The 15509-nt window shown below is 62.2% G+C and carries 10 protein-coding genes; 2 read left to right on the forward strand and 8 right to left on the reverse strand.

What is annotated here, in order from left to right:
- Positions 1 to 77: 77 nt before the first annotated feature.
- A complete protein-coding gene (locus ACZ1JM_RS01025; protein ID WP_465132244.1) occupies positions 78 to 707 on the forward strand; it encodes a c-type cytochrome in 630 nt (209 codons plus the stop codon).
- Here the strand turns inward: ACZ1JM_RS01025 and ACZ1JM_RS01030 are convergent.
- From ACZ1JM_RS01030 to ACZ1JM_RS01060, 7 genes are all read right to left on the reverse strand, one after another.
- Entirely contained in the window at positions 631 to 1272 is a 642-nt protein-coding gene (locus ACZ1JM_RS01030) for a cytochrome b (RefSeq protein ID WP_465132245.1), read from the reverse strand. The genes ACZ1JM_RS01025 and ACZ1JM_RS01030 overlap by 77 nt on opposite strands.
- On the reverse strand, positions 1269 to 1994 hold the full coding sequence (locus ACZ1JM_RS01035; protein WP_465132246.1) for a cytochrome c oxidase assembly protein: 726 nt from the start codon (positions 1992 to 1994) through the stop codon (positions 1269 to 1271). The genes ACZ1JM_RS01030 and ACZ1JM_RS01035 overlap by 4 nt, the downstream gene beginning before the upstream one ends.
- Before the next feature lie 65 nt (positions 1995 to 2059).
- Positions 2060 to 4321, reverse strand: coding sequence for a malto-oligosyltrehalose synthase (gene treY, locus ACZ1JM_RS01040; protein ID WP_465132247.1), 2262 nt, complete (start codon positions 4319 to 4321; stop codon positions 2060 to 2062).
- Positions 4322 to 4324: 3 nt separating this feature from the next.
- Positions 4325 to 6043: a malto-oligosyltrehalose trehalohydrolase gene (gene treZ, locus ACZ1JM_RS01045; RefSeq protein WP_465132248.1), complete on the reverse strand. Its 1719-nt coding sequence runs from the start codon at positions 6041 to 6043 to the stop codon at positions 4325 to 4327.
- Positions 6044 to 6053: 10 nt separating this feature from the next.
- Positions 6054 to 8168, reverse strand: coding sequence for a glycogen debranching protein GlgX (gene glgX, locus ACZ1JM_RS01050; protein ID WP_465132249.1), 2115 nt, complete (start codon positions 8166 to 8168; stop codon positions 6054 to 6056).
- 139 nt (positions 8169 to 8307) lie between these two features.
- A complete protein-coding gene (locus ACZ1JM_RS01055) occupies positions 8308 to 8592 on the reverse strand; it encodes a hypothetical protein (RefSeq protein WP_465132250.1) in 285 nt (94 codons plus the stop codon).
- A 120-nt stretch (positions 8593 to 8712) separates the two neighbouring features.
- A complete protein-coding gene (locus ACZ1JM_RS01060; RefSeq protein WP_465132549.1) occupies positions 8713 to 9543 on the reverse strand; it encodes a ferredoxin--NADP reductase in 831 nt (276 codons plus the stop codon).
- Positions 9544 to 9920: 377 nt separating this feature from the next.
- Here ACZ1JM_RS01060 and ACZ1JM_RS01065 point away from each other — a divergent pair, with 377 nt between their 5' ends.
- Complete coding sequence (locus tag ACZ1JM_RS01065; RefSeq protein WP_465132251.1) at positions 9921 to 13010, forward strand: PAS domain S-box protein; 3090 nt, start codon at positions 9921 to 9923, stop codon at positions 13008 to 13010.
- Positions 13011 to 13030: 20 nt separating this feature from the next.
- Here ACZ1JM_RS01065 and ACZ1JM_RS01070 read toward each other — a convergent pair whose 3' ends face one another.
- Positions 13031 to 15475 (reverse strand): DUF3772 domain-containing protein, encoded by a 2445-nt coding sequence (locus ACZ1JM_RS01070; RefSeq protein WP_465132252.1) that lies wholly within the window; start codon positions 15473 to 15475, stop codon positions 13031 to 13033.
- Positions 15476 to 15509 lie beyond the last annotated feature (34 nt).

A 15509-nucleotide genomic window follows, 5' to 3' on the forward strand; every position in this document is an offset into this window, starting at 1 on the left:
CAAGGCGAAAAGTACCCCCGTCCTGTGTTCGTGCATCGGTTGGGGAACAGACGGTTAGGGCGATGGTTCCGTCAGCGATGCACCGATTTGTCCCTGTACTAGCTCTGGTTTTGTCGGGTTGCGGCGCCGATGGCGGCAACCCGGCCTTTCGCACTACCGGTGAGGTAATAGCCTTTAGCGGTGGCGATGGCGGAGCGGCGAATGCCTGCGTGGCCTGCCATGGCCTTAACGGAGAAGGCGATGGACGCCTTGCCCCTCGATTGGCGGGCCTCGATGCGGGGTATCTCCATCGGCAGATGGACGATTATGTCAACGGCCGCCGCGAGCATAAGGAAATGCGCGCGATAGTCCGGCGATTGAGCGGCGATGATCGCGCCAAGGTTGCCGCCTATTACGCTGGCCTACCGGCGACGGGGAAGATGCTGCCCGATACATCACCAATATACGCCAGCAGATGCGCTTCCTGTCACGGCGTGAATGGCGAGGGCCGCGACGCTGCAAACCCGCCGCTGGCCGGGCAATCGTCAGCCTACGTCAGGTCTCAGATCGAAGCGTGGCGATCCGGTAAACGGCACGGTGATGGAATGAGGGAAATGCTGGCCGTCAGCCGGGCACTGAGTGAGGAAGAGATCAGGTCCCTGGCAGACCATGTCGGGGCATCGTATCCCCCGCCTCGTCCGTCTCCAATTCCGGGAGCATCCCGATAAGCACGTCGTGCTTGTCCCAGAAGTGGTGTTTCAAGGCAGCGCCCGCATGAAGCGGCACCATGACGAGAAGGCAGATCACCAATAGCGCATGTATCCCTTCCGCCCAGTCGAGCACTGCCCACTGAATGGCGATCGGCACATCATGGAAAGGCATTTGCGGAAAGGGAACGCCCGCCAGGCTTAGAGGAGAGCCATCCCCAAGGGCTGACCACATCGCCCACCCACTCAGCGGCAGGCCGAAGAAACACGTGTAGAACAAGGCATGCGTCAGGTAGGCAAGTTTGGTTTGCCAGCCCAACTTGTCCGCATCGTTCAACGGTCCGGGGACGATCAGCCGCCACAATAGGCGCATGCCTGCAAGCACCAGCATGAGCAGGCCCAGTTCCGAATGAAGCCGGAACCCCTCTACTTTCTCAGGCCCGACCGGAACCTGGCCCATGTGCCAACCCCAGTAGAGTTGGAAGGTGATAAGCCCAGCCATGATCCAGTGGAAGCCGACCCCGACGGGCGAGTAACGCCGCTCCGACGTATGTTTTGCCGCCCAGCGCTGGATAGACTTGATCATGATGCAGGCAAGCCCGGGCGCTCGCGCGACGCGCTCGCAAACCACTTGCTGGCGATGCTCAGTGCAGCGAGGAGATATGCCCCCGCGCCTGGCACCCACATCACCAGACCCGCCAATTGCTGATCCTCAAGTGGGGAAAGCCCCCACGCGGCGGTGGTGGTCCAATGATACTGGTAGATGGCGGAACCCGAGAATGTCAGCAACGCACCGAGCAAGCCCATTTGCATCATCGTCGCGAGAAGCGCCGTCACTGCAGCCGGTGCGGTCGCTGACAATACGGCTCGCCAGAGGCCGATAGCCGAACCTAACAACGTGATCTGCATCGCGGCATATACCAGATCGCTCTGCAGGGCATAGGCATAGGCGGCCGGGGCGTGCCACCCCCATAGCACGAGCGCATGAACAGCGGTCCAGACGGCCAATCCGCCGGTTTTTCTCGGTATAGAAAGAGCGATCAACGGTGCAGCAGCAGATATCAGAAGAACATGGTGCACCGTTCGAACTGCGAACAAGGCCGACGCCATTGCGCATAGCGGTGATATGAAAATAACCGCGAGAACCCCGAAGCCGGCCATCAGTGGCCTCTTGCGGTCTGCAACCGCCCATATTCCCGCCAACGCGATGGCAATGACCACGAGCAGCGTCGGATCGAAATTCCATCGCGACAATATGTCAGTGGGCAGCGGCGCAGCACCACAGTAGGGCACAGTTTCGATAGGCATCGGTATCCCAACCACCCCCGTTCACACTGGTTCCATTGCCGAAAGGTTCATCCTTGGTACGACGATTAGGAAAGCGGACCTTTGGCAGCTTTTGCTTCTAGTCTGCCGGCCGTAATGGCGCCATCCGTCAGGTCGATAGGATAAGAAAACGCTTCGCCATCCAAATCCCGCTCGATCATCCATCCGGCGTCGGTGGGTATAAGCCGGTAGGTGCCGTGAGTAAAAAGGCGCGGCCTCGCCTGACGTTCGGCCAGTAGTTCGCGGGTCAGCGCCAGCTTCCGTTCGTCAAGCGATGCCAGTGACCCAGCCCTTGATTCAAAGCGCTCCCAATCCACGGGCCTGCGATTGTCCGGGTCGGTTAGGGCGATCGCCACCACTTCCGTGCCCTGATAGATGTCCGGAACACCGGGAGCGGTTAGTTGCAGCGCTACCTGTACGAGAATGACCTCCTCCACGGTTCGCTCGAATGCGTGGGTCGTCTCCTCATCCATCAGTGATCCATCGGCCAGCGACCCAAGCAATTCTTGGGTCAGCTGGGCGACGGCAGCTTCATGCTCGACCGCAGGATCTTCATGCGTCGACAGATCCTTCGCCTCCCGCATCGCCTTGGCGATGTGGTCGGCGATCCGCTCATGGGCATCATCCTGTTCTCTCATGATCAGCGCTGTCTGTACGGCGTAGATTCCCCAGCGTGGCGAAATGCCAGCCGCGTTGGCCCTAGCAACCCCTTCCGCATACAGCGACCGGGCGAGATCCGGGAAAAAGGTCAACGCCAGCATGACTGCGCGAGCATCCGCCGATCGTTTTGTATCATGCGTGGAGAGGGCATTAAGCGCGAAAGGAGTATGCGCCGCCCGCTCGACCATTTCGGCCTGAAATATGGAAGCGTCGATTGGAGAGAGATCAGGTTCCGATCCAACCTCGCAAAAAGGCAGGAAACCGATGCTGCGGAAGAAGACAGTGTCCTCCTCGGACTTCGCCGTCAGCGCACCAGTGAGCTGCTCGAACCGCGCGACGAATGTGCGCGCCAGTGCTTCGTCGGGTGAACGAAGGAGATTTAGAATATCCTGCGTCGGCTGATTTCCGTCACATGTCGATATTGCATCGAAGATCAATTCAGACAGCTGGCAACGGTCCGCAGCATAGGAGCGATAAACTGGCCAGATGGTGGCTAGCTGTTTGACCGCCTCCACAACCGCCCCGCGCCCGGTTTCCAGAGCAGCCAGTGCCGTCATGGCTTCATCCGTTGCCCTCGCAACTTCTGGGGCAAAGACGTTCCGGAGCAGCTCCTGACGAACCTTCCGTACTTCCTGCTTGGTCGACAAGGGCACCGCGTCCTTTGCGGCGAGGCGCATCGCTTCCAGTCCATTCGGTCGCGCCAGCAGGCGCGTGACCGGGCTCATGAACTCATAGCCGCTCATCCCCTCGATCGGCCAAGACGCTGGAATATTTTCACCGGCTTTCACGATCTTTTCGACCCAGATCGGTGTGTCGCCAACGGCTTCCCGCAGTTGATCAAGGTATTTGCCCGGTTGCGCCAATCCATCTATGTGATCAACACGAAGACCTTGAATGCGCCCGGCTGATACCTGATCGATTATCCAGCGATGAGTGAGGGCGAATACTTCGGTATCTTCCTGCCTCACCCCGATGAGATCAGTGATGTTAAAGAAGCGGCGGTGGACGATGTCGCCCGCGTCGTCTCGCCAATGACCCAGGGACCAGTGTTGTTCGGCGAGAAGTTCCTGGAATCTCTCCTCGTTCAGCGTTCGCGAAACACCGCATAGATAGGCAGAGAGCTGAGTTTGCCGGAGTGGGAACCGGCGATCGTATACTGTCAGAGCCGGATTGTCCGGGTCTCCGATAATGGCGATCTGGCCATCGGCAAGTAGAGCTGCTGGGGAGGCATCGAGCATCGGGAAGTGGATCCGTGCTCCAGTGCGCTCCATTCTCTTCCAATCGATGTCGAACACGCGGGCGTGCACGCTATCCGGACCGTGACGAAGGACGTCGGCAAGAAAAGGGTTTTCCGGCGTGAAGCCCATGTGATTGGGAACGATGTCTACGACGATACCAATGCCGGACGCGTGCGCCGCCGCACTCAGTTCCTCAAAAGCCGACTGCCCGCCCAACACCGGATCGATCTGTGTGGGGTCAATCACGTCGTAGCCGTGAGTCGACCCTTTTGCGGCTTGGAATGGCGGGGAGAGGTAAAGATGGCTCGCGCCAAGTTCTTTGATCCAAGGCAGCAGATTACGCGCTCGGTTCAAGTCCACGCCATTGCGCAGTTGCAGGCGATATGTCGCTATCAGGGGAACAGGCTGCATCGTTTACTCCGGGCTGACGGCAGCGGAAAAGGCAAAGCCGCTTTCTTCGCCCATGATCTTGAAGAAAGGCTCGGGGTGCGGCTCAAGCGTGGGGCCATCGGTTCCGAGCTTCACTTTCAGGTTCAACGTACCCGGGGAGAAAGCCCAATGAGCCTCGATCACGTCCCCCTCCCGTGTGACTGAAGTGGCAGGATGGGACGAGCGAGTGAGCAGGGGGTGAAGGTGTTTTGAGCGAAGCGTGAGCAAGCCCCGGATGAACTGCTCGTGTTCATGCTGCTCGGCATTCTGCGGAGTGCCGATCTTCGATTTCAGGAATGTCTGCTTTGCGATCGGATCAGGTACATGGCCGCCAAAGGCGCTGAAGCGGGAAAATTCCTGGGCGCGACCTTTGCGCACCGCTTCGGCCAGATCGCCGGAGAAGTCAGCGAAGAAAAGGAATGGCGCTTTGGTCAGGAATTCATCGCCCATGAAGATCATCGGGGCGAAGGGCGACAGAAGTGTCATCGCGGTTACGACACGCAGGGCGTGGCGGTCTTGCGTCAGATGATGGAGACGTTCTCCCTGGGCGCGGTTGCCGACCTGATCGTGGTTGCCGAGAAAGTTGATGAAACACATGCGGGGCAGGTGGGCTGAGGGTTCGCCGCGTTCTTCGCCGTTCGCGCGAGGCTGGCCCTGTTCCACGTAGCCATCGGCAAGGGCGGTGGCGAGATCGCCGACCGGATCGACTGCGAAGGGGGCGTAGTAGCTTTCGTCCTCTCCGGTGAGGAGGCAGTGGACGGCGTGATGCCAATCATCGTTCCAGGTCGCGTCGAAAGGCGCATCTGCGGTGAAATAGCGCGCCAGATTGCGCTCATCCTCGGTGATGAGGTGGATCGGGCGACCCCATTCCCGGTCCCGGATCCGCTCGCCCAGCTCGTCGAGGAAGTGGCGTTCGGAATGATCCTCTATCGCATGGACGGCATCGAGGCGAAGCCCATCGAACCGGTAGTCATCGAGCCAGTGCAGCGCATTTCCGATGAAGAACTCCCGTACCGCCGGGGTTTCGAACGCGATGCCCTGGCCCCACGGAGATGCTCGTTCAGGATGAAAGAACGAGGGCGCCCATGCGCCAAGGTAGTTCCCCGAAGGCCCGAAGTGATTGTACACGACATCGAGCAGCACGCCCATGCCAAAGCCATGCGCGGCATCGATGAAGGCACACAAGTCATCCGGCGAACCGTAGGCCGGGTGCGGCGCATAAGGCAGGACGCCGTCGTAACCCCATCCGTGATCGCCTTCGAACTGCGCGACCGGCATGAGTTCGACCATGGTGATGCCCAGCTGCTGCAGACGCGGCAGTTGGGCCGCCGCAGCCGCGAAAGTGCCTTCTTCGGTGAACGTCCCCACATGCAGTTCGTAGACGACAGCCTCATGCCACGGCAGCCCCGCCCAGTCGTTGCGCCATTCAAAGCGCGCGGGATCGACCAGTACCGACGGCCCGTGGACATCCCCCGCCTGAGCGCGAGCCGCAGGATCAGGGTAAAGGCTATCATCGATGCGCCAACTGTAGGACGCTCCGGCCGTAGCATCCGCCACGACCGTCCACCAACCTTCTCCCTGAGCCACCGCCGCAATGGCCTCGCCATCCAGCTCGACCGCAACTTCCCGTGCATCGGGCGCCCACAGGGACAGCCGCCAACGTCCGTCACCGATCGGACGCGCGCCCCATTCCATGTCTGTCATGCCCGCCGCCTCAAACGGGGCGGAACAGGCTGACGCTGGCGGGCGAGATCGTCGCTTGCTCGGCATTGATCGGCTCGACTGTGAACGGGTCGTCACGCGCGGTATCGAGCACGCGCTCCCAGCGATCCGCGCCGTTTCCACTCGGCAAGGTAAAGTCCAGCCCGTCGCCCGCGTTGAACACGGCAAACAGCGGCCGCCCGCCGTCCAGAAACACTTCGCGCGCCGAATAATCAACCATCATGCCCAGCACGCGGAGCGAGTCCTGCTCCCAGAGTTCGGCGTCCATCGGGCGGCCGTCAGGTTGGAACCAGGCGATCTCGGTCCGCTCGTTGTCGGTGGCATCACCGTTCAGGAAATTCTCCTGCGCCAGCACCGGATACTGCCGGCGGAGCGCGATCATCTGCGAACAGAAATCCAGAAATTCGTCGTCGCGCGCAGCCCAGTCGATCCAGCCCAGCTCGTTGTCCTGGCAATAGACGTTGTTGTTGCCCTGCTGGCTGTTGCCGATCTCGTCCCCCGACAGGATCATCGGCACGCCCTGGCTGACCAGCAAGGTCGCCATCATCGCGCGACGGCGACGGGCACGGGCGGCATTGATGCCTTCGTCCTGCGTGGGGCCTTCGCAGCCCATGTCGTCCGAGATGTTGTTGTCATGGCCGTCGGCCCCGCCTTCGCCGTTCGCCTCGTTATGGCGCTCGTTGTAGGAAACGGTGTCCATCAGCGTGAAGCCGTCGTGCGCGGCCAGGAAGTTGATCGAACTGGTCGCGCCCCGGTCCGAGTGATTGAACTGGACGGGGGAGCCGATCAGGTGCTGCGCGATGTCGCCCACCTGTCGTTCGTCGCCGCGCCAGAAGGCGCGCGTGGTATCACGGAACTTGTCGTTCCATTCGCGGAAGGGGTGCGGGAAACCGCCGACCTGATAGCCGCCCATGCCCACATCCCATGGCTCGGCGATCAGCTTTACCCCCGCCAGGATCGGGTCCTGACGGATGGCGTCGAAAAAGCCTCCTTCCCGATCAAAGCCCTGCTGCTCACGCCCCAGGGTGGACGCTAGATCAAAGCGGAAGCCGTCGACGTGCATCACTTGTACCCAGTACCGCAAGGAATCGAGCACCATGCGCATCACCATCGGGTGCGCGACCTGCAGCGTGTTGCCGGTGCCTGTGGTGTCGAAGCTGTGCCGGGCATTTTCCGGCGAGAGCAGGTAATAGCTGACGTTGTCCAACCCCCGGAAGCACATCGTCGGGCCTTTTTCCGACCCCTCCGCCGTGTGGTTGTAGACCACGTCCATGATCACTTCGATGCCCGCCTTGTGGAACCGCTTCACCATGTCCTTGAACTGCTTGATCGCGCGAGGGGCGACGTCTCCGCCCCGCAGGAAGCGCGGTTCCGGCGCGAAGAAGCCCAGCGTCTGGTAGCCCCAGTAATTGGACAGGTCCTTGTCCAGCAGCATCCGGTCATCAAGGAAGAACTGGCAGGGCAGCAGTTCGATTGCGCTGACGCCCAGGGTCTTCAGGTGGTGCAGGATCGGCTCGCTCGCCATGCCTTCGTAGGTGCCACGCAGCGCTTCGGGAACGTCCGGATGCGTCATCGTCAGGCCGCGGACGTGGGCTTCGTAAACGATGGTTTCGGTCCATGGGCGCGACAAAGCCCGGTCATTTTCCCAATCGAAATCAGGATCCTGCACGACACTCTTCACCATGAAGGGAGCTGAATCGCGTGGATCGAAAGTCAGGTCGTCTCCCGTGGTAAGGTCATAACCCCACAGCGCATCATCCCACTGTATCGCTCCCGACACTTCGCGGGCGTAAGGGTCGAAGAGCAGCTTGTTGGGATTGAAGCGATGGCCCTGTTCCGGTTCATACGGACCGTGCGCGCGGTATCCGTAGAGCTGGCCGGGCTTCACCCCGGGCACATATCCGCTGAAAATCGACCCCTCGCGCGAAGGCAACTCCATGCGCGAGATTTCCTCGGAGCCATCATCGCTGAACAGGCACAGTTCGATGCTCTCGGCATGTTCGGAAAAGATGCCGAAATGCGTGCCGTCGCCGAGATATTCAGCGCCCAGTTCGTGGATCAGTCGTTCCGGCTTGGCAAAGGAAAAACTCGCGGACCCCTGCGACATGTACGATGCTCCCGTGCACGGGGCGGCGTTCCATCACGGATCGCCTGCCGTCGTGTGATGCTGCATCCGCTAACTCGCGTGCAGGGGTGCCGTTCCCGCCTTCCGCGCACGGGGGGAGAATTGGGAAGGGCGGCTGTTATCAGTCAAACAGACCTACCGCCGCTTCAGCCCACGTCGCAAAGGCGATGCCGATGGCGGTGGCCATCAGCACAGCGCGTACGCGCGGGCGGTTCACAGTGCGAGAGACGATTTCGATGGCAGCACCAAGTCCGCCCAGCAGCAGCCCTGCCGCCAGAAAATCGGCGGCATCCCATCGTACGTCGTCGGTGAGGCGCATGGCGATAAGCGGCGTGACGATCAGCAGTGCGAAGCCCGCCCACATGAACGGGCGCACAGCGGCGAAACGGGATACGGCAACAGTCATGGCAACGCCTCCTGGGGAGGGTTCCTTGTCGCTCGCCGTCTCAACTCAGGCAAATGGACTTCGTGTGAATTTGCAATGCACTGCTGCCGGTCGCCTTCCGGACGACCGGCGCGAGCGGGCTTAGCCGACGAAAGCGCGCTCGATCACGAAGTCGGCCGGCTTGTTGTTCGATCCTTCGACGAAGCCCATGCTCTCCAGAAGCGCGGCGATGTCCTTGTTCATCGCCATCGATCCGCAGAGCATCACGCGGTCGGTTTCGGGCACGAGGCGCGCCTCGCCCTGCAGACCTTCGAACAGGCGTCCGTTGTCGATCAGGGTGTTGATCCGCCCGGTGGTGTGGAACGGTTCGCGCGTGACCGTGGGGACATAGGACAACTGGACCAGAGCCTGATCCTCCACCAGCGGATCACCCGCCAGCTGGCTTTCCAACTCCTCACGGAAAGCGAGATCGGCCACGGTGCGCACGGAATGGACGACGACGACCTGTTCGAAGCATTCGTACACGTCCGGGTCGCGGATCAGAGACAGGAACGGGGCAAGGCCGGTGCCCGATCCGAACAGGAACAGGCGCTTACCGGGCGATAGCGCGTCTGTCACCAGTGTGCCGGTCGGCTTGCGGCCAAGGTAGATTTTGTCGCCGGGCTGGATCAGTTGCAGCCTGGACGTAAGCGGGCCATCCTCGACCTTGATCGAGAGGAACTCGATTTCCTCCGCCCACGAAGGGCTGGCGATCGAATAGGCGCGCAACAGCGGGCGGCCATTGTCGCCCGGCAGGCCGATCATGATGAACTCGCCCGAACGGAAGCGGAACGAGGCGGGCCGCGTGATCTTAAAGCTGAACAGGTGGTCGTTCCAGTGATGGACCGACAACACCTCTTCCACGGTCAGGGCGGCCGTAGGCTCAAGCGGGGCAGGAGCCAGATTGGCCGCCTCGGCCTTGCGATCGCTCATCAACATCTCATCCTCGACATTCAACGGTTTGGTCCCGGCCGCGCTGACGCTGTTCATACGATGCAGCACCTGCGCCGACTTGGGCCGCACGGCGACCATCCAGACGGGATCGTCACGGAATCGTCCCTGTGCACTTGCGGCGCGCTATACTGCGATGACGCCAAAGAGCAAGTTGCAAGGGGTGAACCCTGGTTGCGCGTTTCTCAACTGTCATCCATGCATCGCCTATCAGTATTGCGACGCAATTGCAATTTATGATTGAGGCGACTTGTGGCTGTACGGCATCTGCACCTCGTTAATCCGTCCAAGCCCCTATTTTCTGCGCTATGCCGCGTCGTTGGAAACAGCTATATCGCTGTTCTTATTATATCCGGGGCATGATGGCAGACGCGTCTGATACGGGGAAATGGCCCGCACTGTTCGCCGCCGCCGAGCGGCTTGTCCGCGTGCGCTCCATCGATGAAGTCGTCGATATCGTCCGAAGCGCAGCGCGAGAAATCGTGGGTGCTGATGGTATTACCCTGGTGAAATGCGATGGCGAACATTGCCACTACGCCGCCGAGGATGCCATCGCGCCGCTCTGGCTTAACGAACGCTTCCTGAGCGCCGAGTGCGTGTCCGGCTGGGTCATGGCGCATGACGAGCCGGCGGTGATCGCCGACATCTACAAAGACGACCGGGTGCCGGTGGCAGTCTACCGCGATACGTTCGTCAAATCGATGGCGATGATGCCGGTACAAGCGGGGCCGAACCGCTGGGCGATCGGGGCCTATTGGGCCAAGACCGGCACCCCTGATCCGCAATCGGTGGAGGCGCTTTCCAACCTGGCGAGCTTCGTGGGCGCGGCGGTCAGCAATGTCGCGCTGCAGGATTCGTTCGGGACTCTGAACCGCACCGGCGCGGCCGTCGCTGCGGAGCGTGACCTGGACCGGGTGGTGCAGATGATCACCGATACGGGCGTCCATCTCACCGGCGCGGAATTCGGCGCGTTTTTCTACAATCAAGTTGACGATAGCGGCGAGAGCTACATGCTTTATAGCCTCTCCGGTGCGGACCGGGAGGCGTTTGCCGGATTTCGCATGCCCCGCAACACCGAGGTTTTCGCGCCGACGTTCGCCGGGAGTGCAGTGGTGCGGTCCGACAATATCCGCAAGGATGATCGTTACGGTCGCAACGAGCCGTTCAAGGGAATGCCGCCGGGTCACCTGCCAGTCGCAAGTTATCTTGCGGTCCCCGTCATTTCCCGCAACGGCGAAGTCCACGGCGGTCTGTTCTTTGGCCACCACCGCGAAGGACAGTTCACCGCCGAGCATGAGGATGTCGTTCAGGGTATCGCCGGCCATGCCGCCGTAGCGATCGACAATGCCCGGTTGAACCAGCAGTCCGGGCGCGAACTCGCCGCCCGCCGCGCTGCGGAGGCGGACCTCAGCGCCAGCAACCGCCGTTTCCGTGCGGCCGTCGATGCGGTGCAGGGCATTTTGTGGACCAATTCACCGGAAGGCCGGATGGAGGGCCAGCAGCCCGGATGGTCTGCGTTGACCGGCCAGTCGCAGTCCGAATACGAGGGTTATGGCTGGGCCAGCCGCGTCCATCCCGACGATGCCCAGCCGACGGTGGAAGCCTGGAACCGGGCGGTGGAAGCCAGCGCTCCCTTCGTATTCGAACACCGCCTCCTTCGCCATGACGGCGAGTGGCGGCACTATGATGTGCGCGCCATCCCGATCATCGACGAGGACGGTCAGGTGGAGCTATGGGTCGGGGTCCATACCGACATCACCGATCAGCGTGTTGCCGAAGCCACCCTGCGCGATTTCAACGCGACGTTGGAAGCGCGTATCGAGGACCGCACACGCGAAATTCAGGCCGCGTTCGAACGGCTCGAAGAAAGCGAGCGGCGCTTTCGTATCCTGGTGGACGGCGTCACCGACTACGCGATCTACATGCTGGACCCGGAAGGATACGTGTCCAACTGGAATGTCGGCGCTCAGCGGGTGAAGGGCTACAGCGCGGAAGAAATCGTCGGGCGGCATTTCTCGACATTCTACACGCAGACAGATCGCGATGGCGGCATGCCGTTGCGAATGCTGGATACGGCCCGCCGTGTCGGAAAGTCCGAGGCCGAGGGGTGGCGTGTCCGCAAGGATGGCACCGAATTCTGGGCCACTGTGGTGATCGCGGCCATCCACGACGAAAGCGGCGAGTTCATCGGTTTCGCCAAGATCACCCGCGACCTGACGGAAAAACGCGCGGTAGAAGAGCGTCTGCGGCAATCGCAGAAGATGGAGGCGGTCGGCCAGCTCACCGGGGGCATTGCGCACGATTTCAACAACCTGCTGACGATCATCACCGGCAACATCGACATGGCCTCGCGCGCGATCGACAAGGAAGACGGCGCCAAGGCCCGACGCCTGATCGGCAACGCGATGACCGGGGCAGAGCGGGCGGGTGCGCTGACCCAGCGGCTGTTGGCCTTCGCGCGTCGCCAGCCGCTGTCGCCCAAGGCATTGGACCTCGATCGGCTTATTGCCGGTATGTCCGAACTGCTGAACCGCTCGCTGGGTGAACTGGTGACGTTGAACGTCGTCGCCAGCCCGCACTTGTGGGCGGTGGAGGCTGACCCCAACCAGATGGAAAACGCGTTGATCAACCTGGCGGTCAACGCGCGCGACGCGATGCCCGAAGGTGGCACGCTGACGATCGAGACAGCCAACGCGCATCTCGACGGTGGCTATGCGGCGACGCATATGGAGGTGCCGCCGGGCAACTATGTCGTGATTTCGGTAAGCGATACCGGCGTCGGCATGTCGGTGGACAACGTGACGCGTGTTTTCGAGCCGTTCTTCACCACCAAGGAAATCGGCAAGGGCACGGGGCTGGGGCTGAGCCAGGTCTACGGGTTCGTCAAGCAGTCCGGCGGGCAGGTCTACGTCGATTCCACGCCGGGCCATGGCACCAAGGTGACGATGTATCTCCCGCGGTTCGAAGGGTCTGCCGATCAGGACGAAGCGCCGCAGTCGGTATCCTGCGAAGGGCGCGCGATGCTGGACGAGACCATTCTGGTTGTCGAAGATGACGCGGCGGTGCGGGCATTTTCCGTCGAGGTCCTGCGCGATCTGGGATACACCGTGATCGAGGCACCGGACGGGCGTTCGGCGCTGGAAGTCGTCGCGCGAGGCGAGGAGCGTATCGACCTGCTGTTCACCGACGTGGTCATGCCCGGCATGTCCGGCAAGGAACTGAGCGACGCGGCGCGCCATATCCGGCCGTCGCTCAAGGTGCTCTACACATCGGGATACACGCGCAACGCCATTGTCCATGGCGGACGCCTGGACCCCGAGGTATCGCTTCTGCACAAGCCCTTCACCTCGCGCGATCTGGCGCGGCGGGTTCGCGAATTGCTGGATGCGGACACGCCCTCGGTCCAGGTCGGAACGGACGCCGCTTCGGACGTTCAGAGAACGCTTTGATTTTTGGGGTCGGTTTGCCGCTAGGGGCGGCGAACTTCGTCGGGATCGTCATGCCGGGGCAGTGGTTGAGCGGCGCCGATCTCTGCGGCGGAGTGCAGTTCCAGACGCTGGGGGACGGTGCCGATATCGATGTCTTCATCGGCAAACTGGCGCAGCAACGTCAGGTACACGCGGCTGCGAGCGCCATAGACGTCGCGCGGTGACCCAACGTGCGCGAAGCAGTTAAACAGCACGCGCCCGTCGGCGATCGAATCCACGAAAGCCGATGCCGCCGGCGCTTCCAGGATCGCCGGTTCATCCCTGAACGCTCCGAGGACGATCGAGAGCACTTTGTCGACCGGGGTACCGAGCGGCACGGAAAACTGGATTTGCATCCGGCCCAGCGGGCTGGCCAGCGTCTTGTTCAGGACCGTCTTGGTGATGAGTTCGGAATTGGGCACGATCAGGGTGGAATGGTCGGGCAGGGTAATCTCGGTCGATCGCACGCTAATGCGCTTCACGTCGCCCTCGTCCGTGCCGACACGCACCCAATCGCCGATCTTGATCGGGCGTTCGGCCAGCAGGATCAGCCCGGACACGAAGTTCTGGGTAATCGCCTGAAGACCGAAGCCGATGCCGACCGACAGGGCGGACAGCAGCAGCGCGATGCGTTCCACTCCTATGCCCAGCGATGCCAGCGCCCAGATGATCGCCAGCCCGATGCCGACGTAGCGGGCCACAAGGCCGGCGGAATTACGCGCCGATCCATCAAGGTCAGTCGCGGGCAGATAGCGTTTTTCCAGCCAGCTCATGAACGCGCGAACGACCGCCAGCCCGACGGTCAGGACGATCACTGCCCGGACGATGGCGCCCGGCGAGATGGATACGCCGCCGATCTCGATCCCTTGCGCCAACGAAGATACCCGGCTGAAGAAGCTGCCGGGTCCACTGCCCCCGCCGAACGGCGACATCAGCATCCCCAGCGCGACAAAGACCAGCAGGATACGCAGCGCACCCGAGAATAGCACTCCGAACTGGTCGATCACGCTGCCCCGAAGCCCGACGTTGCGCGTGAGGGTGACACCAAGCCGACTGTCGCGATGGAACACCGTCGTAGCGACGTCGTCAGCGGTCCCGAGCAGCAGGTAGAGCGCTGATCCCAGGATGACGGCCCAGACGATGATCTGCGAGATGAACCGGCTGAGCCCGACGTAGCCCAGCGCTAGGGCGACCAACGCGGCCAGCACCAGCACCCAGCTTACCAGCGTCATGACTGCCAGACCCGCGCCGCCCGAAAACGGCGTTTCGGTTCCGTTTGCCTCGTACTCGGCTTCCCGGCTTTCCGTCCGGCGCGCACGCAGACGGCCAAGCAGGATCAGGAAAGCGCCGATCCAGATAAGATGGACGAGCGCCTCGATCATCTCGCCCGCCGTCGTCGCGATCACGCTGACGCCGACGGTGCGATTGAAGGTATCGAGAATGATGCTGGCAAAGGCGATGCCCGCCAGGATCATGGTCATCGGATGGATGGCGCTGGCCATCTCGTCAGGAATCGGGGCGATGCGCCACGATGGCTGGCGGCGCATCAGCACCGCCCCGGCCAGCGAGGCAGTGAACGCGGAGAATCCCGAGGCGACGATGAAGCCGTCCAGCAGATCGTCCCAGCGGTCCGGGAACAGGCCTGCCCAGCGGAACCCCTGCACCAGCGCCACGGCGGCCAGAAGGGGAGCGATGGTTCCGACCAGCACGCGCCAGATGGCGTAGGCGGAGCGGCGGACGCGATGGCCCGGCGCGCTGCCGATCAGGTAACGCTGGCCGACCTTGCGCCCCGCCACGCGCAGCGGGAACATGAGGAAGAACGCCACGATGGTCCCCGCAGCTGCCTGCCACGGCAGCCAGCCTTTCCATTGCTGGCGGATCTGGGCGAACCCCTGTTTGGCGAACAGGTCCACCCGTCGCAGATCCCGCGGCATGGCCTTCAGCAGCGTCGTCCAGAAACCGGGAGCGAGCGGGGAAGACGCTTTGGTGGAAAGCGCCTCGTTCAATTGCGCCGCCTGGCTGCGGTCGATCTCGTCCAGCAATTGTTGCGCTTCGACATCCACCAGGCGGCTGCGTTTTACGGCGGCGTCGACCGCGGCGTGTGTCTTGGCGAGACGCTGGCGTTGACGCTGGATTTCGGGCGCTTCCGTAACGCCATCAGCCACCGCCCCAAGTCCGGCGATGCGAGCGTCCACCAGAGCCAGTTGATCCTCAAGCTTGGCCTGCGATGCGCGCACCGATTGCTGGGCGGCCACCGCCTTGGCGCGAAGTTCTGCCCGGCTGTCGTTATTGAGGCGGGTGTCCATCCCCCCATCGACGCTCCGCAAGTCCGCTTCCGCCTGCGTCACCTCCCGCGCAAGATCGAGGATAGCGACATCCTGCGCCATGACCGGCAAGGCGCTGCCGAACAGGAGCACGGTCAGGATCAGGCGTAGGAAAGTGGGCATCAAGAACGATCTCTGCGTTGGAATGACGGCAGGG

It is taken from the genome of Novosphingobium sp. BL-S-24 (assembly GCF_055521575.1).

Coding starts and splice junctions, on each gene's coding strand:
- glgX (WP_465132249.1), bottom strand. CDS start 8,168: ATGTCGCAGGGGTCCGCGAGTTTTTCCTTTGCCAAGCCGGAACGACTG.
- ACZ1JM_RS01065 (WP_465132251.1), top strand. CDS start 9,921: ATGATGGCAGACGCGTCTGATACGGGGAAATGGCCCGCACTGTTCGCC.
- treZ (WP_465132248.1), bottom strand. CDS start 6,043: ATGACAGACATGGAATGGGGCGCGCGTCCGATCGGTGACGGACGTTGG.
- ACZ1JM_RS01055 (WP_465132250.1), bottom strand. CDS start 8,592: ATGACTGTTGCCGTATCCCGTTTCGCCGCTGTGCGCCCGTTCATGTGG.
- treY (WP_465132247.1), bottom strand. CDS start 4,321: ATGCAGCCTGTTCCCCTGATAGCGACATATCGCCTGCAACTGCGCAAT.
- ACZ1JM_RS01035 (WP_465132246.1), bottom strand. CDS start 1,994: ATGCCTATCGAAACTGTGCCCTACTGTGGTGCTGCGCCGCTGCCCACT.
- ACZ1JM_RS01025 (WP_465132244.1), top strand. CDS start 78: ATGCACCGATTTGTCCCTGTACTAGCTCTGGTTTTGTCGGGTTGCGGC.
- ACZ1JM_RS01070 (WP_465132252.1), bottom strand. CDS start 15,475: ATGCCCACTTTCCTACGCCTGATCCTGACCGTGCTCCTGTTCGGCAGC.
- ACZ1JM_RS01060 (WP_465132549.1), bottom strand. CDS start 9,543: ATGAGCGATCGCAAGGCCGAGGCGGCCAATCTGGCTCCTGCCCCGCTT.
- ACZ1JM_RS01030 (WP_465132245.1), bottom strand. CDS start 1,272: ATGATCAAGTCTATCCAGCGCTGGGCGGCAAAACATACGTCGGAGCGG.